The 19194-nt window shown below is 58.2% G+C and carries 18 protein-coding genes, 1 tRNA gene and 1 pseudogene; 9 read left to right on the top strand and 11 right to left on the bottom strand.

Going from position 1 to position 19194, the window contains the following annotated elements:
- The first annotated feature begins 3 nt into the window (after nucleotides 1-3).
- From ACR0I8_RS14340 to ACR0I8_RS14330, 3 genes are all read left to right on the top strand, one after another.
- Nucleotides 4-768 (top strand): DUF3299 domain-containing protein, encoded by a 765-nt coding sequence (locus ACR0I8_RS14340; RefSeq protein WP_170691349.1) that lies wholly within the window; start codon nucleotides 4-6, stop codon nucleotides 766-768.
- Nucleotides 765-1943: a carbohydrate porin gene (locus ACR0I8_RS14335; RefSeq protein ID WP_170691347.1), complete on the top strand. Its 1179-nt coding sequence runs from the start codon at nucleotides 765-767 to the stop codon at nucleotides 1941-1943. Before ACR0I8_RS14340 ends, ACR0I8_RS14335 begins: the two co-directional genes overlap by 4 nt.
- A 69-nt stretch (nucleotides 1944-2012) precedes the next feature.
- Nucleotides 2013-3896, top strand: coding sequence for an amidohydrolase family protein (locus ACR0I8_RS14330; RefSeq protein WP_170691346.1), 1884 nt, complete (start codon nucleotides 2013-2015; stop codon nucleotides 3894-3896).
- A gap of 465 nt (nucleotides 3897-4361) precedes the next feature.
- On the opposite strand, the gene ACR0I8_RS14325 is transcribed toward ACR0I8_RS14330, so the two are convergent.
- A tRNA-Val gene (locus ACR0I8_RS14325) sits at nucleotides 4362-4437 on the bottom strand.
- Nucleotides 4438-4651: 214 nt separating this feature from the next.
- Between ACR0I8_RS14325 and modA the strand changes: the two genes are divergently transcribed.
- Genes modA through modC form a run of 3 tightly spaced genes read left to right on the top strand, consistent with a single transcriptional unit; the run spans nucleotide 4652 to nucleotide 7226 of the window.
- Entirely contained in the window at nucleotides 4652-5431 is a 780-nt protein-coding gene (gene modA / locus ACR0I8_RS14320; protein ID WP_170691344.1) for a molybdate ABC transporter substrate-binding protein, read from the top strand.
- A 5-nt stretch (nucleotides 5432-5436) separates the two neighbouring features.
- Complete coding sequence (gene modB / locus ACR0I8_RS14315; protein ID WP_170691342.1) at nucleotides 5437-6129, top strand: molybdate ABC transporter permease subunit; 693 nt, start codon at nucleotides 5437-5439, stop codon at nucleotides 6127-6129.
- Nucleotides 6126-7226, top strand: coding sequence for a molybdenum ABC transporter ATP-binding protein (gene modC, locus ACR0I8_RS14310; protein WP_170691340.1), 1101 nt, complete (start codon nucleotides 6126-6128; stop codon nucleotides 7224-7226). The genes modB and modC overlap by 4 nt, the downstream gene beginning before the upstream one ends.
- 158 nt (nucleotides 7227-7384) lie before the next feature.
- Here modC and ACR0I8_RS14305 read toward each other — a convergent pair.
- Nucleotides 7385-8122, bottom strand: a pseudogene (locus tag ACR0I8_RS14305) (Hint domain-containing protein); the annotation flags it as partial.
- Nucleotide 8123: 1 nt separating this feature from the next.
- Nucleotides 8124-8636: a toxin-activating lysine-acyltransferase gene (locus ACR0I8_RS14300; RefSeq protein WP_170691337.1), complete on the bottom strand. Its 513-nt coding sequence runs from the start codon at nucleotides 8634-8636 to the stop codon at nucleotides 8124-8126.
- A gap of 160 nt (nucleotides 8637-8796) precedes the next feature.
- Between ACR0I8_RS14300 and ACR0I8_RS14295 the strand changes: the two genes are divergently transcribed.
- A complete protein-coding gene (locus ACR0I8_RS14295) occupies nucleotides 8797-9207 on the top strand; it encodes a hypothetical protein (RefSeq protein WP_419740374.1) in 411 nt (136 codons plus the stop codon).
- Between the two features lie 3 nt (nucleotides 9208-9210).
- Here the strand turns inward: ACR0I8_RS14295 and hemF are convergent, their stop codons facing one another.
- The 4 genes from hemF to clpS are packed head-to-tail and all read right to left on the bottom strand — an operon-like array spanning nucleotide 9211 to nucleotide 12268.
- Nucleotides 9211-10095 carry an oxygen-dependent coproporphyrinogen oxidase gene (gene hemF / locus ACR0I8_RS14290; RefSeq protein ID WP_170691335.1) on the bottom strand — a complete coding sequence of 295 codons (885 nt, stop codon included), beginning with the start codon at nucleotides 10093-10095 and terminating at the stop codon, nucleotides 9211-9213.
- Nucleotides 10096-10097: 2 nt separating this feature from the next.
- Nucleotides 10098-10898 carry an SDR family NAD(P)-dependent oxidoreductase gene (locus tag ACR0I8_RS14285; RefSeq protein ID WP_170378722.1) on the bottom strand — a complete coding sequence of 267 codons (801 nt, stop codon included), beginning with the start codon at nucleotides 10896-10898 and terminating at the stop codon, nucleotides 10098-10100.
- Between the two features lie 35 nt (nucleotides 10899-10933).
- The gene (locus tag ACR0I8_RS14280; protein WP_170691334.1) at nucleotides 10934-11899 is read right to left on the bottom strand and encodes a methyltransferase; all 966 of its coding nucleotides are present in this window, start codon (nucleotides 11897-11899) and stop codon (nucleotides 10934-10936) included.
- A 27-nt stretch (nucleotides 11900-11926) separates the two neighbouring features.
- Nucleotides 11927-12268, bottom strand: a complete 342-nt coding sequence (gene clpS, locus ACR0I8_RS14275) for an ATP-dependent Clp protease adapter ClpS (protein WP_170378718.1) — start codon at nucleotides 12266-12268, stop codon at nucleotides 11927-11929.
- 93 nt (nucleotides 12269-12361) lie between these two features.
- Here clpS and ACR0I8_RS14270 point away from each other — a divergent pair, with 93 nt between their 5' ends.
- On the top strand, nucleotides 12362-13063 hold the full coding sequence (locus ACR0I8_RS14270) for an HAD family hydrolase (protein WP_170691332.1): 702 nt from the start codon (nucleotides 12362-12364) through the stop codon (nucleotides 13061-13063).
- A 279-nt stretch (nucleotides 13064-13342) separates the two neighbouring features.
- A complete protein-coding gene (locus ACR0I8_RS14265) occupies nucleotides 13343-14734 on the top strand; it encodes a D-alanyl-D-alanine carboxypeptidase family protein (protein WP_170661088.1) in 1392 nt (463 codons plus the stop codon).
- 68 nt (nucleotides 14735-14802) lie between these two features.
- Here ACR0I8_RS14265 and ACR0I8_RS14260 read toward each other — a convergent pair whose 3' ends face one another.
- The 4 genes from ACR0I8_RS14260 to ACR0I8_RS14245 all read right to left on the bottom strand — a co-directional run bounded on the left by ACR0I8_RS14260 (nucleotide 14803) and on the right by ACR0I8_RS14245 (nucleotide 18727).
- Entirely contained in the window at nucleotides 14803-16050 is a 1248-nt protein-coding gene (locus ACR0I8_RS14260; RefSeq protein WP_480703303.1) for a hypothetical protein, read from the bottom strand.
- A gap of 158 nt (nucleotides 16051-16208) precedes the next feature.
- The gene (locus ACR0I8_RS14255) at nucleotides 16209-16970 is read right to left on the bottom strand and encodes a 5-oxoprolinase subunit PxpA (protein WP_170691330.1); all 762 of its coding nucleotides are present in this window, start codon (nucleotides 16968-16970) and stop codon (nucleotides 16209-16211) included.
- 12 nt (nucleotides 16971-16982) lie between these two features.
- Entirely contained in the window at nucleotides 16983-17981 is a 999-nt protein-coding gene (locus ACR0I8_RS14250) for a 5-oxoprolinase subunit C family protein (protein ID WP_170378708.1), read from the bottom strand.
- Complete coding sequence (locus ACR0I8_RS14245) at nucleotides 17981-18727, bottom strand: 5-oxoprolinase subunit B family protein (RefSeq protein ID WP_170691328.1); 747 nt, start codon at nucleotides 18725-18727, stop codon at nucleotides 17981-17983. The genes ACR0I8_RS14250 and ACR0I8_RS14245 overlap by 1 nt, the downstream gene beginning before the upstream one ends.
- Nucleotides 18728-19194 lie beyond the last annotated feature (467 nt).

Raw genomic sequence — 19194 nt, 5'->3', positions numbered from 1 at the left:
TTTATGCACCATTGGTTCCGCTGGGTAGTATTCGCAGGGTTTTTTTGGTGTGGGCATTCTGCGTTGGCAACGCCTGAAACCGCATTGGACTGGGCCGACCTGCCAGACCCATCTGCGCAGGTCTTTGAAGACCCCTACCGTGATCTCAGCCCTGAACAATTCGACGATGTCCTCTACGTTGTTCGATTGCGTGGCAGGCTGCAGCAGGATGGTGGCAGCGAAGAAGAACGGCAAAAGTGGCAAACGCTTTTGACCGAGACAGAGGATGCCTTGGCTGCTGATGGAATTGATATCGACTGGCTGCTCGATCAGCGCGAAGTTGTGATGGAACGTCGGAGAAAGGCGGGGACAAACGGAAATCCACAATTCGACGGTCAAAAAATCACGCTTGCGGGCTTTGCCATTCCTGCTCCGAATGATCCGGACGGTCGGGCTGTGGCGTATTTGGTGCCGGAACGCGGGATGTGCAGTCACATGCCTCCCCCTCCGCCCAACCAGATGATCCGTGTGCGGTTGAACGGGGACTGGGCGCCCAGCTATTTTCATGAACCCGTTCGACTGACGGGCATGCTGACTATCGACCCGTCTGTTCAGAATATGATGGTTGTGGATGGCCAGATGCCCATGAACGCGACGTTCCAGTTGGAAACAGAAAGTGTCGAAACGCTGGAAACCAAGGCAGACAGGCTGGAATGGAAGCGGCGTGCCGCTGATCGCATCCGTGCGGCGGGCAATCGCAAAACCGGTGGGGCAAGGGCGTCTGAATGATAAGACTTCTGGCTGCTACACTGAGTATTGCTGTCGCTGGCGCTGCCTCGGCGCAAGGACTGTCCGGACCCTCTTCGGTCGAAGCTGATCTGACCCCCGGAGATGGGCTAACCGACCCACAATACCGATCCGATTTTCCACGCAACATCGCACCGGGTTGGTTTGAGTGGAAAGACCGGCTGGCTGAGGGTGGGTTTCGGTTCAATATTGATTACCTGGCGCTGGGCCAAACCACGAATGCTGATCTGGGAACCGGCGAAGCGGCCAGCGGAATTGCACGTTTCTACGGGAGTTGGCAGGCGACTGAACGAGGTTCCCTGACATTCAAAATCGAAGACCGGCACAGCTATACCGATGTGGCCCCGCAGTTTCTTGGGCTGGATGGCGGAGCGCTTTCGATCACCGGGACAGCCTTCAACGACAGCGGTTTGCTGCTGACCAATCTGTTCTGGACCCAAAGGGCCGAAAACGGTTCGTGGACGCTGCAATTCGGGCAGATTGATGTAACGGACTTTGTGGACATCTATGGGTTGGTAAGCCCCTATAGTGGCTTCCAAAACCTGTCCTTCAACACCAACCCGACACTCAACGCGCCCAACCCGGGCCTTGGTATTGCTGGTGGGATCAAGCTGAGCGAAAACTTCTACGTAGTCGCGAGCGTTGCAGATGCAAACGCCGATCCGTCTGATCCAAACTTTGATGTGTTCAGCGACGGCAACCTCTTCAAATCACTCGAGCTTGGGTACACGTCCGGCTTTGATCGCATTTATTTCGACAATGTCCATCTGACCCTCTGGCATGCGGATGCGGCCGAAGATGGCAGCCGAGCGGAAGACTACGGCGCTGCGTTTTCTGCCGCATGGTTTGTTGACAACAAGTGGATGCCGTTCTTTCGGGCAGGGGCCTCAAAAGGGACCGCCGCTCTTTATGACCGGTCGGTATCTGCCGGTCTGGGTTACTATGGTCGCAATACCGATCTGGCCGGTCTGGGCCTGAACTGGGCCGAGGCACGAGGCATAGATGGCGATCAATTCACTCTGGAAGCCTTCTACCGGTTTTCAATCTCACCCGGGCTGCAGATCACGCCGTCCCTGCAGTACATTTCGAACCCGCTGCTGAACCCCTCTCAGGATAGCATTACACTGTTCGGCCTGCGAACCCGGATCGTTTTCTAGTGTGGGTCGAAAGCAGACGTCAAAAGCGTTGAAATATGCAATTCTGCTGATCAAAGGGAGGATCTATCCATGCGTACCCTGTTTCTGGCTGGCACGTTGTCCGTGTTTTCCACTTTCTGCGTCGCGCAAACTTACGATGTGGTCATCCTCAACGGTCGGGTAATGGATCCGGAAACCGGGTTCGATCAGATCGCCAATGTAGGAATAAGCAACGGCTGGATCACCGCGATTACCGACAAAGATATTGACGGCAGCGAAGCCATCGACGCGACAGGGCACGTTGTGGCGCCCGGGTTTATCGACCTTGAACAACACGGACTGGATCCTTGGGGTATCAAGGTTAACCTTCGCGATGGGGTTACGACTCAAATGGATTTTGAGGTCGGAGCCGCGAATATCGACGAGTGGTACGCTGCGCGCCAAGGCGTGACGCAGGCGAACTACGGCACAGTCATTGGACAAGAATTCGCACGGATGCGGGTGCATGACGGCCTTGTTCTGGAAGGTGGCGACATTGACTTCCGGAACTTCTTCGCACTTCGGGCACAATCCGTGGAAGACGGGGTCGAGGGTTGGTCGTCGGTTCCAAGCAACCGCGAGCAGATGAACGAAATCACCGCCCAACTGGATGAAGGGCTACGTCTCGGAGCCCTCGGCGTGGGATCTACCATTGGCTACGCCCGCGAAGGAATCACAACCTATGAGATGTTCGAAGCACAGCGGGCCGCTGCGCGTTATGGGCGGTTAACTTCGGTGCATCACCGGTTTCATCCAAGTGCTTCCACACCTACTGAGACACAGACCGGGGTCAACGAAATCCTGGTCAATGCGATGGTGCTGGACGCCCCGCTGCACATACACCACGACAATGACTATGGATGGTGGGAAAATCAGGAAAAGCTCCAGATGGCCCGCGACCAAGGCTATAACGTCTGGTCCAGCTACTATCCTTGGACTGCTGGATCGGGAAACTACGGCGCTTCGATCATCGCCCCCGAAAACTGGGAAGGGTCGATGGGGTACAAATACGAAGACACCATTTTTGACCCCCAGCTTGATCGCTTTGTGACTAAAGACGAATTCTTGAGCTTCGCTGAGAATGAACCGGGACGGACGGCCATTGTTTTTAGCCCACCAAGAGAGCAATGGCTCAACGATTGGATCACCATCGCAGGTTATGGCATTTCGGGTGACGGTATGGCCGGGTTGGATATCGAGGGCAACTTGATGAGTTGGGACGCCCCTTACGAAGACTATGCCGGGCACCCTCGGTCCGCAGGCAGTCACGCGCTAGTCTTGAGACTGGCTCGCGAAGCGAATGTGCCGCTGATGCTCACACTCACTCAGCTGAGTTACATACATGCGAAGCGATTGGGTGACACTGGCTTGCGTGCAATGCAGGTGCGTGGGCGTATGCAAGAAGGCATGGTCGCGGATATCACGATTTTTGATCCGGAGACTGTGACCGAAAAGGCGAACTATACCCTTGGCCAGCAAGGTCTGCCGTCAGAAGGCATTCCGTATGTGCTGGTCAACGGAACGATAGTTGTCCGGAACAGCGAAGTGCAGCGTGATGTTTATGCCGGGCAGCCGATCCGGTTTCCAGTCGAAGAAAGTGGGCGTTTTGTACCGGCTGGCCGCGAGCAGATCATGGGCATCCTCACACCGGACACCGGCACGGTCCGTCCAACACTGCTTGACGATATCACAAATAATGAAGCCAGTGCCGCACCCGCCGCGCCATCAACCAACCAGTTTGCATCGGTAAAGCCAACCGACCCGTTTGATTGGTTTACGCCTCGCAACGGTTTAGATGACGGTGCCCTTTTCTTTTGCGTCGTGCATGCTCGCTTCGAGGACCCTGCGCAAGCAAAACGCGACTATGCGAAGGCTATGATGTCAAAAATGGGAGGGTCTAGGCCTAATCAGTCGGAACAACGCAGAGCAAACTAATACGCAGAGTCTTGGAGCAGTGAAAAATGAAAGCCTACATTAGGCTGAGATCGATCATCAGCAACCAGTCAGGTTACGGAAGCTTTTCCCGCAAGGCAGCTGTTCGTAAGATTGGATCGAATGACCACTCTGAGCCTAATGTGTCAAATGCTGCGCCGAAGCCAAAAAAAACCGCTTTGCTTGACTCCAGGGACGAAACTCCTTCGCGCGCAACTCAGTCTCTCGCGGCCAGTTCGCCGCATCAGAACGCTCTAGTAACGATTTGGGTCGAGATCGAACGCCCTTCCGCAAAGTTGTCTGCCAATTACTGATAGTTCGTTTACGAATATTGCCGTCGCCCAAAGCTCCTGTGTCGTAGACATCTTTTCCGTATAACAGAAGCGGAGGCCCAGCCGACATCGTTTCATGCGCATTACAACAATAGGTGCTAGTCGCGTAAGAACTTGATACTTTGTGGGGAAAGGATGGTGGGTGATGAGAGACTCGAACTCCCGACATCTTCGGTGTAAACGAAGCGCTCTACCAACTGAGCTAATCACCCGTGACGGTGCATTTAGCCAAGCCCGAGGGCGGGTGCAAGAGGGTTTGCGCGAATTTCTCACCTTTCTTCGGGTGGCGCGTCTGCGACGGCTGTCTGTACCGCTGAAGGCATCACTGCACACCCGATTGAAGGCAAATACGGAAAGGCGCTTGCGCGGGGCCTGTTGCCTCCGATATCCCCAGAAGGGACCGAAACCCCTCAGGCCGGAGAGGACATGGCCCGACACTCCCCTTGCCGTTTTCTTGTGGCAGCGCTGGCGCTTGGCGCGTTTTTGCTGGCTCCGCTTCGGGCCGGGGCAGATGGGATTTTGGTGTTTGCGGCGGCCAGTCTGAAGACTGCTTTGGACGAGGTTTCGACCGCGTATCAGCGCGAAACCGGCAACGATGTCACGATTTCATATGCCGCATCTTCGGTTCTCGCGCGTCAGTTGCAGCAAGGCGCTCCAGCTGATCTGTTCATTTCCGCGAATGAGGATTGGATGGATGTGTTGCAGAAGGATGACGTGGTCAAGCCCGAAACTCGAGTCGCCCTCTTGGGCAATGGATTGGTACTGATCGGAGCCGCGCCGCAGACGGATATTGGCGAGGTCTCGGCGACTTATGATTTGGCCGAACAGCTTGAGGGCGGCTTTCTTGCCATGGCTTTGGTCGATGCCGTCCCCGCAGGGATCTACGGCAAGGCCGCATTGCAGAGCCTTGGCCTGTGGGACGCAGTGCAGCGTCAGGTCGCGCAAACCGACAATGTTCGAGCGGCACTGGCTTTGGTCGCAACCGGGGCGGCACCGATGGGCATCGTTTACCGGACGGACGCTCAGGCTGACGCGCGGGTTGGTGTTGTTGGGAGCTTCCCAGAGGACAGTCATCCGCCAATCATTTACCCGGTCGCCGAGACGTCCTTTGCCAAGCCAGAGGCGCAGGATTTTCTGACGTTTCTCCAGAGCGAATTCGCGTCAGATGTGTTCAAGGGGCAGGGGTTTTCTCTGCCTGGACGGTGAGCCTTATGGATTGGTTGAGTCCTGCCGAGATTGAGGCGTTGAAATTGTCCCTGCGGGTGTCGTTCTGGGCAACGCTGGCGACTTTGCCATTCGGGATATTCGTGGCTTATGCTTTGGCGCGCTGGCGCTTTCCGGCGCGACAGATGTTGAATGGTCTCGTGCATTTGCCCCTGATCTTACCGCCCGTGGTGACCGGTTACCTGCTGCTGCTGACATTTGGTGTTCAGGGTCCGGCCGGACGCATATTGGCCGAGTTCGGGATCGTTGTTGCTTTCCGATGGACGGGCGCTGCGATTGCGGCCGGGATCATGGCGTTCCCTTTGATGGTGCGGGCCATCCGTCTGTCGATCGAGGCTGTTGACCCTCGACTTGAACAGGCGGGGGCTACGCTGGGGGCTTCGCGCCCTTGGGTGTTTGCGACGGTGACATTGCCAATGATCCTGCCGGGGGTCATCGCGGGGGCCATTCTGGCCTTTGCCAAGGCGATGGGCGAGTTTGGGGCCACGATCACCTTTGTCTCGAACATTCCGGGCCAGACTCAAACCCTGCCATCAGCCGTCTACGCCTTCCTGCAGGTGCCGGGGGGTGAGGCGGCGGCGACCCGGTTGGTCGTCATCTCGATCATCATCGCGATGGGGGCATTGCTACTGTCGGAATATGTCGGGCGCCGCGCGGCGGCGCGGGTGGCCGGGTCATGAGCCTGTTTGTTCATCTGCGCCATAGCCTTGCGGGGCTCGATCTGGACCTCAACTTTGAGGCTCCGCCGGGCGTGACGGTTCTGTTCGGGCGTTCGGGGTCGGGCAAGACAACGGTGGTGAATGCCGTGGCTGGTCTATTGCGACCCGAGGCCGGGCGCGTCGCCGTGGATGATTGGGTCCTTTTCGACACGGACACCAAGCTTTGGCTGCCGCCGCACAAACGCAGGCTCGGCTATATCTTTCAGGAAGGACGTCTGTTCCCTCACCTGACCGTGCGCCAGAACCTGTCTTTCGGGCGCTGGTTTGCTCCGCGGTCTGCAACGCGTGAGGACCCGGACAAAGTGATCGAGATGCTGGGCATTGGTCACTTGCTTGACCGTCGTCCGGCTGGTTTGTCCGGGGGGGAGAAGCAGCGGGTCGCGATCGGACGCGCCTTGCTAGCCAGCCCACGCCTAATTCTGGCCGACGAACCTCTGGCTGCGTTGGACGAAGGCCGCAAGGCCGAAATCCTGCCTTACTTTGAGCGTCTTCGGGATGAGGTCTCAGTTCCAATTCTCTATGTCACGCATTCCGCGGCCGAGGTCGCACGTTTGGCGACCTCGGTTGTTGCACTGCAGGATGGCAAGGTGGCGCGCCATGGTCCGGCCTCTGAGGTGCTGGCCGATCCGTCCGTAACCCCTGCGGGTGTGCGCGCGGTTGGCGCGGTGCTGCAGGTGCGTGTGCGGGCGCATCACGAGGACGGGTTGACCGAGTTGGATGCGGGGGGAGAGTCTCTGTTTCTGCCGCGTATCCCGCATCAAATCGGCGCAGAGCTTCGCATTCGTATCCCCGCGCAAGAGGTGATCTTGTCCAACCAGCCTCCGGCAGGGCTGTCGGCGCTGAACGTTCTAGCGGGCACGGTCGATACGATCCGCGCCGGGGACGGGCCGGGTGCGATCATCTCGATGGATACGTCGGCAGGTATCGTTCTGGCGCGGATCACCCGCCGTTCCGTCGCGGGGCTTGGTTTGCAACCGGGCGTGCGATGCTACGCGGTGATCAAGACGGTTGCATTGGCGCCGCAGGATGTGGGTGGGCGGATCGGCCCGACAGGTTAGAGTCAGGCCAAGGCACGGGCCTCATGCTCGCGCAGGATCATTCGAGCAGCGCGTCCGAAGCCGGTGGATTTTTCTGGGGTGCGGTCGGGAAAGATCGAGGCCAGCTCCTGCAGCCCTTCTGAGGACAGGGAATGCAGCGCTTCGTCACCCAGAAATAGGCTCTCTGCCAATGCGCCTTCGGCGGTCAGAATCTCATGCTGATCCAGCAGGATATGCAGGTATTCGACCGGCTGGTCTGAGGTGTCGACGAAGATACCCGGCCATGAACACAGGTGTTTTGCGGCGACCAGAACCTCGGCGGCGCCAAACAGCAGCTCGACTTTCGGTCCTTGAATCAGGACACGATGTTGCTGCGACACCAGAAGATCGCGCGAGGGTATGTCGGGCCCAAGGCTGCCGCGCAGGATACGCACGGGCCGCAGATCAGGGTCACGACGCAATCGCTCGGGTGGGATCGGGCTGGCCTCGATCCACCGAATAGGCTGCAGCCCGTGATCTTTGGTCTGGACCAGATCGCCGACTGTCAGGGCCTCGACGAGCTCTGGTCCGGTTCCGGTTTCGATCAGCGTCCCAGCGGTGAAGCAGACGCCCTGAATGGAAATGGTGATGGTCGCCTGACCAACGAAAATCCCATCGGACCCCTGAATGACGAACGTGTCGGTCGCAATCTGGTTAAAGTCGAGGCTGTCAAAGAAGGTGGGATCGACCGTATAGGTCCATTCGCCGGTATCCGCGTCTATCGTGGCCGTCCCATTGGCCGGTGGGGTCGCGATTGCCCAATTGTCGACATCAAACGTTCCCGGGGTAGTGCCAAGAATGACCTGACCGCTGGCGACGTTCGGCGGTGAGCCCGTGACATCCCCTGTCAAATCACCCGTGACCGGAACCGAGACCATGCTAGCCCTCGCCTTGTTCCAGCAGGCGTTTGAAATCCTTCTTACGATAGAGCTTCATATGGACCTCGCCCGCGGCATCACGGCTCCATTCTACGATCCGGTTCTGGCCCATGTCACCAACCAGACGATTCGTTCGGACGCGGGGGTGTGGTATTTCTGCCTTAAGAATGTCGACAATTTCATTGGTCTGCCCGAACGGCGCGACCAGATCAACGATCCAGAACGAGGACCCGCTGGTGAAATCCGCATCCTTCAAGGGTTTTTCCTGAATGGCATATCTGTTTTCAACCTCACGGCTGAGGCCGGCAAAGGTTACGAACCCTCGGGGAAAGCCGTTCTGGCGGAAGATGTGATACTGCCCCAGCCGCAACGGCGTTTCAAAGGCATAGAGAACCTGCGCCAAACTGCGTTTCTGATGCGTTGGGGTCAGGCCTGCCAAGTAGAACATTGCCCCGAAATCGGCGTATTTCTCAGGCGAGAGGTCAAACCAGTCTTTTGGAAATGTTTGGCTCACAGGGACACCAGACTTGCAATAAATATCATGATGATATGCGCCGCCATGTAAGTTGCATATAAGTATTTTGATGTGTTTGCGGTCTATTGCCGAGCCCCCTCTCGACCCAACCTCCAATTGTGTTACTCTCATGGAACAGAGTATATTTCAGGATGTTCAGATGATGCGTGTTGCCAAGCTCATTGCGGTCTCAGCCTTTGTTTTCGCACCCCAACTTGCACAGGCTGTCGGCTTCGGTGTTCGTGTGGGGCCACAAAACCGGACCCAGATAACGCCGTTGGAGGGTGGCATCTATGAGGTCAAGGCTATCGGATCATCGGCGCCAGTGAACTACTGGTGCGGGATCGGCGATTTCGCGATACGTACGTTGGGTGTACCCGGGCCGACGCGCATTTATATCTACCGTGCCTATGAGCCGGGCGTACGCACGGTGCAATTCTCACTGACACCACCTCCGGGCGCGGATACCGATCCGGGCTATTCCATCACGGTCAGAAAGGTCGGAGAGAATATGTCGGCGACCTCTGCGCAAGCCTATTGCTTTGACAACTTCATGGATTTTGGGTTCTGAGCCTCAGACCCATTTCGCCATGGGCGGCAAGCTCATCAGCACCGCGTCCGGATCGTGGCCAGTCTCAAGCCCGAACTTGGTACCCCGATCATAGACCAGATTGTATTCGGCATAGAGGCCCCGATGCACCAGTTGGGTGTCTTTGTCCGCGTCTGAAAAGCTCTGGACCCGGCGTTTTTCGACCAAAGGCAGGAACGCGGGCAGGAAGGCTTTGCCGATATCCTGCGTCAGGGCGAAATCCGCCTGCCAGTCATCGGTGCAGTAGTCATCCATGAAGATACCACCAACGCCGCGCGCGCGCTTGCGGTGAGGGATGTAGAAATACTCATCCGCCCAGTCCTTAAGGCGCGGATAGTGGCTTGGTCCGTGCGGGTCCAGATGCGCCTTCTGGGTCGCGTGGAAATGGGCGGTATCGTCGTCATATTCGATACAGGGGTTCAGGTCTGACCCGCCGCCAAACCACCAGGCATGCGGTGTCCAGAACATGCGCGTGTTCATGTGAACGGCGGGGGCATGCGGGTTTTGCATATGGGCGACCAGAGAAATGCCGGAGGCCCAGAACCGTGGATCCTCGGTCATGCCAGGGATGCCCTTTCGTGCCGCCATGGCCTGTTGTGCGCGTTCGCCCAACGTGCCGTAGACGGTCGAGACATTGACGCCGACCTTTTCGAACACGCACCCGCCCCGCATCACAGACATCAGCCCGCCGCCCGCGTCCGAGCCGTCCTCGGACTGGCGTTTGGTTTCTTTTACTTCGAAACGACCGGGAGTTGCGTCAGCAAACGGGCCAGTGTCGTGGCTGTCCTCCAGCGTTTCAAAAGCGGCAACGATATCGTCGCGCAATTGGCGGAACCAGGCTGAGGCGGTGGTCTTTTCGGTATCAAACATGGTCAATGCGCCGGAGCTGCGACGGGATCCAGCAAGGTGCGGCCGCCGTCAATTGTCAGGATCTGGCCAGTGATGAAACCTGCCGCGTCCGAGGCCAGAAACTGCGCTGTTTCTGTCAGTTCGGTCGGGGCGGCGATCCGGGCCAGAGGGGTGTGTTTCTCGATGTCGTCGCGGAAATCGCGATTTTCTTTCAGCGTTGATTGCAGCGATGCGCTCATCACTGACCCCAGCGCGATCGAGTTCACGCGGATACGGTTGGGGGCCAGTGCAACCGCCAGCGAGCGGGTCATTTGATCCAATGCTGCAGTCGAGACTGAATATGCCATCAGATCCGGATGGGTGCGCCGTGCTGCGATTGAGGACAGGTTGATGATGGACCCCGCCGGGTTTTCCTCATCCTCGCCGGATTGTTTGATCATCCGCTTGGCCACCAATTGGCTGAGGCGCAAGGCGGGCATCAGGTTCTGGTTCAGCAAGGTCCGGACCGAGTCGTCATCGGGGTCTAGCGGGTCAGACGGGATCACCTGACGCGCGCCGTTGATCAGAATGTCGACCTGATCGAACGCATCCAGCGTGGCCGAAAGCAGGTTGGCAATGGTCAGTTTTTCGCGCAGATCACCTGCGAAATATCGGATGTTGCCGTCATCTGCCTGCTCACCCAATTCCTCGGCGAGCCGTTTTTCATCCATATCCGCAAAGACTACATTGGCCCCGGCATCTGCAAAATGCCGGCCGATGGCCAACCCAATCCCGTTGGCCCCGCCGGTTACGATCGCTGTCTTGCCAGCTATGGAAAAGGACATCCGAATCCTCCTGATTTGGGGCAGGTTAGCCGGGCTTAGGCCCGGGGGCGAGAGGCTTGAAACACCTTGAACCGATTGTCGCCTGCCACTTCCTGAACTTGGGCGAAGGATTCGGCCAGTGTTGCCTCATAGGGCAGGTGGCGGTTGGCAACCATCCACAGGGTGCCGTTGCGGGTCAGGTTCTTCGCGGCGGACTTGATGAAGCCCTGCCCCAACGCCGGATCGGCACTGCGTGAGGTGTGAAAGGGCGGGTTCATGATGACGGTGTCGATAGGCTCGGGCGCGGTCCAGGTCACCGCATCCGCCCAGTGAAACTGAGCACGCATATCGGGGACGTTTGTTTGCGCGCATGTCAGCGCGGCGTGATCCGCCTCAACCAGATGAAGGGCTTTGAGGCGGTCGTTTTTTAAAAGACCCGCAGATAGATACCCCCAACCTGCGCCCAGATCAGCCACGCGCGGGCCGATCTTGTCCGGCAAGGACTGCGCCAGTAGGGCCGAGGCTGGGTCGATCCCATCGGCAGAAAATACACCCGGAGCGGTCACGTAGCCATCGACGCTTTGCTTCTCGGGTGCTGCCCAATCCGCGAAGGCGTCGGCGTCGGCCTGAAACCAGAAGATCTTGCCATGGGCCTTGGAAATAGGGCCTTCGACGGCAACGCGCTTGCGGATGTCTTTCAGAATACTGTCGACACCGTTGGTTTTGGCCCCATCAACCACGATTGTCCCGCTGGTACGACTGCACGCCTGCTGGACAAGCGACCGAGCCAGCGCCTTGGCGCGCGGCAAGAACACCAGAGCATCGCTGCATGCCGCGTCAAGCTTCGGTTTGGTGGCAAAGCCCTGACCAGCGAAATGATCATGGAAAGGTTTGAACAGCTGAATCACCTGAGCCTCGCGCGGCAGGGCTGACAGATCTTCTTCAGGGGTCGGGCCGATCACCACCAGCGGTTGCGACAGGGTCAAACCGCTGTTCAGGGCAAGATCAAGACGAGGGGACATGGTAAATTCCGGGCGACCCGGCCTGCGTTATTCTTCGCGTTCCATCGTGCATTGCAGCGGATGCTGATGCCGACGCGCGAAATCCATCACCTGACCCACCTTGGTCTCGGCAATCTCATGGCTGAACACACCCACCACTGCGACGCCCTTTTTATGCACGGTCAGCATGATCTCGAACGCCTGCGCGTGGGTCATGCCAAAAAAGCGCTCCAACACGTGAACCACAAACTCCATCGGGGTGTAGTCATCGTTCAGTAAAAGCACTTTATACAGTGGAGGGCGCTTGGTTTTGGGTCGCGTCTGCAGCAGGACGGACGAGTCGCCGTCGTCATCCGATTTGTCAGACATCATCCAGGGGTTTTCCAGCATCGCGCGCAACTGTCCGATTCAGGCATTGGGTTTATCTGAGGGCTTATATAACGTTGACGCCGTCAGAATAAAGAGGCAGCGGACCCTTTCGGAATGGACAATAAACTGACCACGATCGCCTTCGATGCGGATGACACGCTGTGGCATAACGAGCGGTTTTTCCAACTGACACAGGCCCATTTCGCGCAATTGCTGGCAGAACACGCCGAACGCGACCACCTGATGGAGCGTCTGTTGGCCGCCGAAAAGCGCAACATCCAGCACTATGGCTATGGAATCAAAGGCTTTGTCCTGTCGATGATCGAAACGGCGATTGAGGTGACCGAAGACCGGGTTCCAGCCTCGGTCATCCGCCAGTTGATCGACGCGGGGCAAGAGATGCTGGCCCATCCCATCGAACTTCTGCCCCATGCGCGTGAGGCGGTCGAGGGCGTGGCCGAGACCCACCGCGTCATTCTGATCACCAAGGGTGACCTGATTGATCAAGAGCGTAAGCTGGCCCAATCGGGGTTGGGGGATTTGTTCGACGGGGTCGAGATCGTTTCGGAAAAGACGGCCGAGACCTATAGGACGATCTTCGAGCAGCATGGCGAGGGGCCTTTGAGCGCGATGATGGTGGGCAACTCAATGCGGTCGGATGTGGTGGCGCCGATTGCCGCCGGGTGCTGGGGCGTTCATGTCCCGCACGGGCTGGTGTGGGAGGTCGAGCATGCCGAAACACCCTCTGACCATCCCCGATTCCGAGAGTTGTCTGATCTAGGCGGACTTTCGGATCTGGTGCGCGCCCTAGGCTGATGTTGCCGTTCGGCCGCAGTTCTGGAAAAAACCGCGCAACCTTTGCCTTGTTCCCGTCATCATCGCTCATCTGGTGGGTCGGTATAGGGGCTGCGCCTATATATAGAAGGTGTTCGTGCCCCTCAAGATGCCGGGAAACCCCAGCTTTTGGTTTATTTTGCCGGGGTCCTGTGTTAGCCTTGGTGATAATCAATAAATTTCATCCGACCGGGAAAACCCGGCGGAACGAGGCAGACAGAGGCAAAGATCGTGCAGAGTCGGTGGACAGTCCCGGCCCGGATGGGCGTATTCCTCACAGCGTTTATGTTGGTGCTTTCTTTCGCGCCGCTCAAAGCTTTGGCCGCGCCTTACGCGGCGATGGTGATCGACGCGCGAACGGGGGAGGTCTTGCACTCGCGCAACGCTGATACCCGCCTGCACCCGGCCTCACTGACCAAGATGATGACCCTCTATATCGCGTTCGAGGCAGTTCGGAACGGAGAGATCACGCTGGATACTCAGGTTCGCATCACGCGGGCGGCAGCGGCCGAGCCTCCGTCGAAGCTGGGCTTGCGGTCGGGCCAGACGATTGCGTTCCGCTACCTGATCCGCGCGGCAGCGGTGAAATCCGCCAATGATGCCGCAACGGCTATCGGGATTGCGATCAGCGGGTCCGAGGCCGCCTTTGCCCGCCGCATGACGCGCACCGCCAAAGCAATGGGGATGAGCCGCACAACCTTCAAGAACGCCCATGGCCTAACGGAATCAGGGCATATGTCTACCGCGCGTGACATGACCACGCTGGGGCGGCATCTGCTGTATGATTACCCGCAGTATTACAACCTGTTCTCGCGCCAGTCGACCAATGCTGGGATCAAGACGGTTCCCAACACGAACCGCCGCCTGTTGGCCGCCTATAAAGGCGCGGATGGGATCAAGACAGGCTATACCCGCGCGGCGGGCTTCAACCTTGTGGCCTCGGCTAAGCGCAAGGATGAGCGTATCATCGCAACGGTCTTTGGTGGCAAATCGGGTGCCTCGCGGAACGCCAAGGTGGCTGAGCTGTTGGATCTCGGGTTCCGCCGCGCCCCGTCGCGCGCCCCGATCCGCCGCCCTGCGCGCCCCGCTTACGCGGGCAATGCTGGTTTGGGTGGCACGCAAGTTGCTCGTTTGACCGGCGCACCCAAGACCAGCCTGCGCCCGGCGATGCGTCCGACAGCGACGACACAGGTTGCAAGCGCGGTTGTTGACACTGCCGATGAAAACCGGGACCGCATCAAGGACGGGATTGCCGCAGCTATTGCACAGGCGGATATTGCGCCGACTGCACCTCCGGTCGAAAGCTCGGACACACGTCCGGCCCTGCGGCCCGACAATCTGGTTCTGGCTTCGACTCAACCGGCCGAGCAACCGGAGCCGGAACAAGAGGTCGTCACACGGCTGTCCACCTCGGGCGGGCATCTGTGGGGCGTGAATGTTGGCCGCTACACCACGCGCTATGAAGCCGAGAAGGTGCTGCTGAAAACCGCTCTGTCCGAGATGACAGCGCTGGACGGCACGCTGCGCAAGGTCAATCAAAGCTCCAAAGGGTTCGAGGCCACATTCCAGGGCATGACCCGCGAACAGGCCGATCTGGCATGCCGCCGGCTTCAGGCGCGCAATGTCACCTGTTTCATGATCGGGCCGTCATAAGACCCGACATATACTCTCCTGATGGGTCTGGGCTGCGAAATTTCGCAGCCCTTTTTTATGAAACCAGTTCAGTCGAACACATGGCCGTGCTCATACTGCTCATCCTGCCCGGCGGCGGCAGTCAGCGCGGCGACGTTGTCCTTGGTGAAGAACCCGTCATAATGGTGGCACCGTTCGATATACTCAGTGATCAGAAGCGTATTCTTTGAGTGTTTCGAGAAGATCTGTTTCAGGTTGGGATCGTCTTTGCATTCCCCCACAACATGAGCCAGGAACGGCACGCCCTTGTCCTTGAGCGTATTTACGACGAAATCCACGTTCTTTTCGCCCGCGCCATGGTCACCGTCCTGAATCTCAACCGCCATGTGATGCAGGCGCCGGCCGAAGTTGCGCACGAAATCCTCGGTCGGCATTGGCAGCTTGGCAAATGAGTTTACGAAGGACGGCGTGTTGTTTGCCGTAAACACCTTGGCCGGGGATTTCTTGTCGTCATCCACATTGGCGTTGCGATTCACATTGGTAGACGAATTCATGTCGAAGATGTTGTAAGCTCCCCAGAAGTAATAAGGCACCATCGTCAGAAATTCGAGGATCGCATCTTCACGCTCGCCCGCCAGCACCCGGGTGGCAAGGTGGTCGATCCCCAGCATCAGCGGCGCAATTTTCGAGTCCGTGCCGAAGGTTGCAGCCTCTTCCAATCGAGCTTTCTCGGTATCGCTCAGCAAAACGCGGTCGCCGAGGCCCAAACTGTCGGGGTCGTTGAAATCCAGGGTGGAATAGCCAACGCGGTTGCAGGTGAAATCCGACGGCGTGGTAAAGCGAAAGCCATCCAGCGTGTAGAACGGGTTTTCCGTGTCACCTGCATATTCAAACCGGATGTTCTGCTCTTCGAGAGTTCTGCTGAGCTCTTTCAGATCGCAGGCGGCAAAGACCTCCCCCACGTACCGAGTTTGCGGGGTCGGGCGGGCCAGCGGGTACATCCGGTTGATGCGCGGGATGAAGTCCTCGAAACTGTCGCTCAGCGGGGCCATCAGGATCAGCGCCGGATAGTCGGGATGCGAATGCAGGACCGCGAACTTGTGTGTCTGTCCCAGATAGCTGGCCGAGTGGCGGTAGGGGGTCATCACATAAAGCTCGAACATCGTATCGAACAGCGCCGTGGATTCGACCTGGATGACAATCGCACGCATCGGGCCGACCTGATCCGCGACGCCCGAGCTGGTCCTGCGTTCGTAGATCATCGGAAGGTATTCGTGAAAGAAGTCCGAGTTCTTCTTGTCACCGCGGGGTGTGTAAGACATCAGATCGAAAGACATGTGCGCCTCCTTGCCGGGCATCTGGCGGCGAGCGCGGGGCCAGCCAATAGCGTTGCTAGAAATACGGTATTCAGAACATGCACTTGCGGGCATGCTATGCGCTCAACCGAATTCAGGCAACAGCGATAGGATAGGGACCCCGGATTACGGGCTGATGTCTATCGGGTGAACTTTGTCACCTCGACCCCGCCTTCGATCAGGTTTTCTCGGACCGACCGGGCGATCTGTACGGCAGTCGGGCCGTCCCCATGCAGGCAGATCGTGTCGATGGACGTCTCCAGCCGTTTGCCGGACTCGGTGATGATTGCCCCTTCGCGCACCATGTTCAGGATGCGCGGGCCGGCAATCTCAGGGTCGTGGATCACTGCGCCGGGCAGGCTGCGATCCACCAAAGTGCCATCGTCATTGTAGGCCCGGTCGGCGAAGATCTCGCCCACCCATTTGCAACCAAGCTCTCGCACGGCCTCTTCCTGTTTCGTGGCCGCCAGCACCATGATGATGATGTCCGGATCGACATCCAGCGCCCCCTGATAGCAGGCGCGCGCCATGTCGAGGTCGACCGAACACATATTGGCCAAAGCCCCGTGCAGTTTCAGATGCCGCACTCTGGTGCCAGTTGCTGAGGCCATACCCAGTGCTGCGCCCAGCTGATAGCGCACCAGATTGCGCAGGCTGTCATGGGGCACTTTCATATTGCGCCGCCCAAATCCCTGAAGGTCGGGAAAGCCGGGATGCGCCCCGATGCCCACATCATTCTCAGCGGCCAATGTCATGGTCTTGGCCATCACATCCCAGTCGCCCGCATGAAACCCGCAGGCGATATTGGCGGATGTAATGATCTTCAGCAGGCTTTCGTCATCGCCCATCTTCCAGGGGCCAAAGCTCTCGCCCATATCGGCGTTCAGATCCACGCGCGGCATCAGATAGTCTCCTTAGTCGGTGGCAGAGATCACTCCGCCGATCAATTGGTAGGACAACAGGTCCGGGATGTCATGAGGGTCGCGGACCAGAGGCTCAACGCGGCTAGGAAGGCGTGCAAGATCTGCGCGAAACGCGGCATCAATCTCTACAGCCTGTTCCAGAGTCACGAATTCAAACCGAACCGTCCTGCGGGCCGGGGTCTGAGCAGCCTTGGACATGTCGCAGGGCAAGACGGTTGCAATTCGGGGGTAGCCTCCGGTCGTCTGGCATTCGGGCAGTAGAATGAAGGGGTTGCCGGTGCCAGTCATCTGAATGTCGCCGGGCGTGATCACCTCGGACAGGATATTGAGCTGATCTTTGGCCGCAAAGCCTGGTCCGTCACTTTCCAGCTGCATCCCCATACGGTTGGCCCGCGTGCCACGCGTGAACTCTGTCTGCGCAAAGCGATCCAGCGTTTCATCATCGAACAACGCGGTTTGAAAGCTGGCGACGACGCGAAGGGTGCCGCCGTTGAACCGGTCCGGGGGGGACAGCTTCATCCTGCCGTCGCCCGCATTCTTCCCTGCAGGTAACACATCGCCCACCGCAACGGCGCGTCCGATCTTGGCTGTCAGATGTGTCGCGCGCGAGCCGAGGAACAGCTCGGCCTCAAGGCCGCCCTCCAAATGCAGATAGCCGTAGTTGCCCTGAACGGTCGCACCGATCGTCAGCATTGCCCCTTGCTCAAGAACATGGGATGCGTTCCACACGATCGGGGAACCGTCGACGCTTGCCTGCATCGTCGCACCAGTCAGAGCGATCCTTGTGCGTCGCGTCGCTTCGAACGTGCCGCCCATGCCGGCCATTTCCAGCGCGGCCAGATCGGCGCTTTGTCCTAGCAAGGCTGCGCCCTCATGCAGTGCCAGAATATCGGCTGCTCCGGAACGAGAGAGACCTTGATCCAAATAGCCGATGCGCCCCTGATCCTGAACCGTACAAGCTGGTCCAATTCGGTGAACCATCAGAGTCATCAGGCGATCTCCTGACAGGTTGCGCCACCAAGGCCGTCGTCTTTATTGGTACGCATTGCCTCAAACTCATCACGAGAGACAGAGGTGAACTGAAGCTCATCACCGGGCCGCAGGGTAAATGCTTGATCTTTGTCAGGCTGAAAGCACCGGAACGCCGTTTGCCCAACATGCCGCCACCCGGTCGGTGTTGGGCCAGAGAACAACACAAATTGCGAGATCGCCAGAACGAGAGCGCCCTCGGGCACCATGGGCGTTAGCTCCTGCAAGCGCGGTATGTTGAATTCGGGTCCCAGCGGCCCGAGATAGGGTTGCCCCGGCGCAAAACCGATGGTCAGCACCCGCACTTGTGTCTGACTTAGCCGCTGGACAGCCTCAGCCGGGTTCAACCCGGCTACACGCGCGGCATCCTCCAGCTGTGGGGCAAGGTCCGTGCCATAAACAGTCGGCACCCGCCATAGCCTTCGTCCGCTTGGCAGAGGGGCACTATACCAGTCCTGCTGGTTCAGGATTTGCTGCAGTTGGCTTGTGATCTCGAGATGTGAAACAACCCGAGGGTCAAAGCGCACATATGCAGACCCCAGAGAGGCTGATGTCTCTATAAGCCCGTGCAGCGTAAGGCTGTCCACCTGCGCCCGAAACGCCAAGGCCGCGCGGTTTGCGGCCTCATCCATCTTGTCTGCAAATGTCACCAAAGCCCCGTCAAGCCCGACGGTGCGTACTAGTGGATAGGAAAGACCTTCAGTCATGGGTGGGCCAGATTGGATCGTGTCTTGTCATTCGGGAACCAGACCGCATCCCAATGAAATGCGCAAGTAGAGGAAAGAGTGATCTACACCGACGCGCAAAACGGAGTTTTTGAAGCCTGTCACCGGATTCGACTCGCGGGCGCGAGTCGGGCTTTATTGTATCCGCGGTTTAGCTTGGCCCAAGATGTTGTGGTTTGCCATTGTGAGGTTCTGGTTGGGCTAAGGTGTTCCATGTAGGACGTGCCTGTATCTTGCTGTCTTGGCGCTTGAAGACATTATTTAACTCATTGATTTTAAAATTATAAATAAGAAATCGCAAAAAAATACGCCGATATGTAATTTTCCGCTTGCGGCTTTGTGGGGTAAACCTTAGAACCCCCTTCACCGGCGCTGCTGAGGCGCTGGGGCGCTGCTGAGGCGGCGGGGACGCTCAGGATAGACTGGGGGCATCTGAGGTTGAGTTTTAG

It is taken from the genome of Ruegeria sp. BG9 (assembly GCF_056538305.1).
This window is presented reverse-complemented; position numbering and strand designations above follow the sequence as displayed.

Bases quoted from the DNA above. Each gene is read 5' to 3' on its own strand.
- clpS (WP_170378718.1), bottom strand. From the start codon at position 12,268: ATGCTGGAAAACCCCTGGATGATGTCTGACAAATCGGATGACGACGGC.
- ACR0I8_RS14255 (WP_170691330.1), bottom strand. From the start codon at position 16,970: ATGCCGCGCGTGGATCTGAACGCCGATATGGGCGAGAGCTTTGGCCCC.
- hemF (WP_170691335.1), bottom strand. From the start codon at position 10,095: ATGTTTGATACCGAAAAGACCACCGCCTCAGCCTGGTTCCGCCAATTG.
- ACR0I8_RS14265 (WP_170661088.1), top strand. From the start codon at position 13,343: ATGGGCGTATTCCTCACAGCGTTTATGTTGGTGCTTTCTTTCGCGCCG.
- ACR0I8_RS14295 (WP_419740374.1), top strand. From the start codon at position 8,797: ATGATGCGTGTTGCCAAGCTCATTGCGGTCTCAGCCTTTGTTTTCGCA.
- ACR0I8_RS14285 (WP_170378722.1), bottom strand. From the start codon at position 10,898: ATGTCCTTTTCCATAGCTGGCAAGACAGCGATCGTAACCGGCGGGGCC.
- ACR0I8_RS14330 (WP_170691346.1), top strand. From the start codon at position 2,013: ATGCGTACCCTGTTTCTGGCTGGCACGTTGTCCGTGTTTTCCACTTTC.
- ACR0I8_RS14270 (WP_170691332.1), top strand. From the start codon at position 12,362: ATGGACAATAAACTGACCACGATCGCCTTCGATGCGGATGACACGCTG.
- ACR0I8_RS14245 (WP_170691328.1), bottom strand. From the start codon at position 18,727: ATGACTGAAGGTCTTTCCTATCCACTAGTACGCACCGTCGGGCTTGAC.
- ACR0I8_RS14250 (WP_170378708.1), bottom strand. From the start codon at position 17,981: ATGACTCTGATGGTTCACCGAATTGGACCAGCTTGTACGGTTCAGGAT.
- modC (WP_170691340.1), top strand. From the start codon at position 6,126: ATGAGCCTGTTTGTTCATCTGCGCCATAGCCTTGCGGGGCTCGATCTG.
- ACR0I8_RS14280 (WP_170691334.1), bottom strand. From the start codon at position 11,899: ATGTCCCCTCGTCTTGATCTTGCCCTGAACAGCGGTTTGACCCTGTCG.
- ACR0I8_RS14340 (WP_170691349.1), top strand. From the start codon at position 4: ATGCACCATTGGTTCCGCTGGGTAGTATTCGCAGGGTTTTTTTGGTGT.
- modA (WP_170691344.1), top strand. From the start codon at position 4,652: ATGGCCCGACACTCCCCTTGCCGTTTTCTTGTGGCAGCGCTGGCGCTT.
- modB (WP_170691342.1), top strand. From the start codon at position 5,437: ATGGATTGGTTGAGTCCTGCCGAGATTGAGGCGTTGAAATTGTCCCTG.
- ACR0I8_RS14335 (WP_170691347.1), top strand. From the start codon at position 765: ATGATAAGACTTCTGGCTGCTACACTGAGTATTGCTGTCGCTGGCGCT.
- ACR0I8_RS14260 (WP_480703303.1), bottom strand. From the start codon at position 16,050: ATGTCTTTCGATCTGATGTCTTACACACCCCGCGGTGACAAGAAGAAC.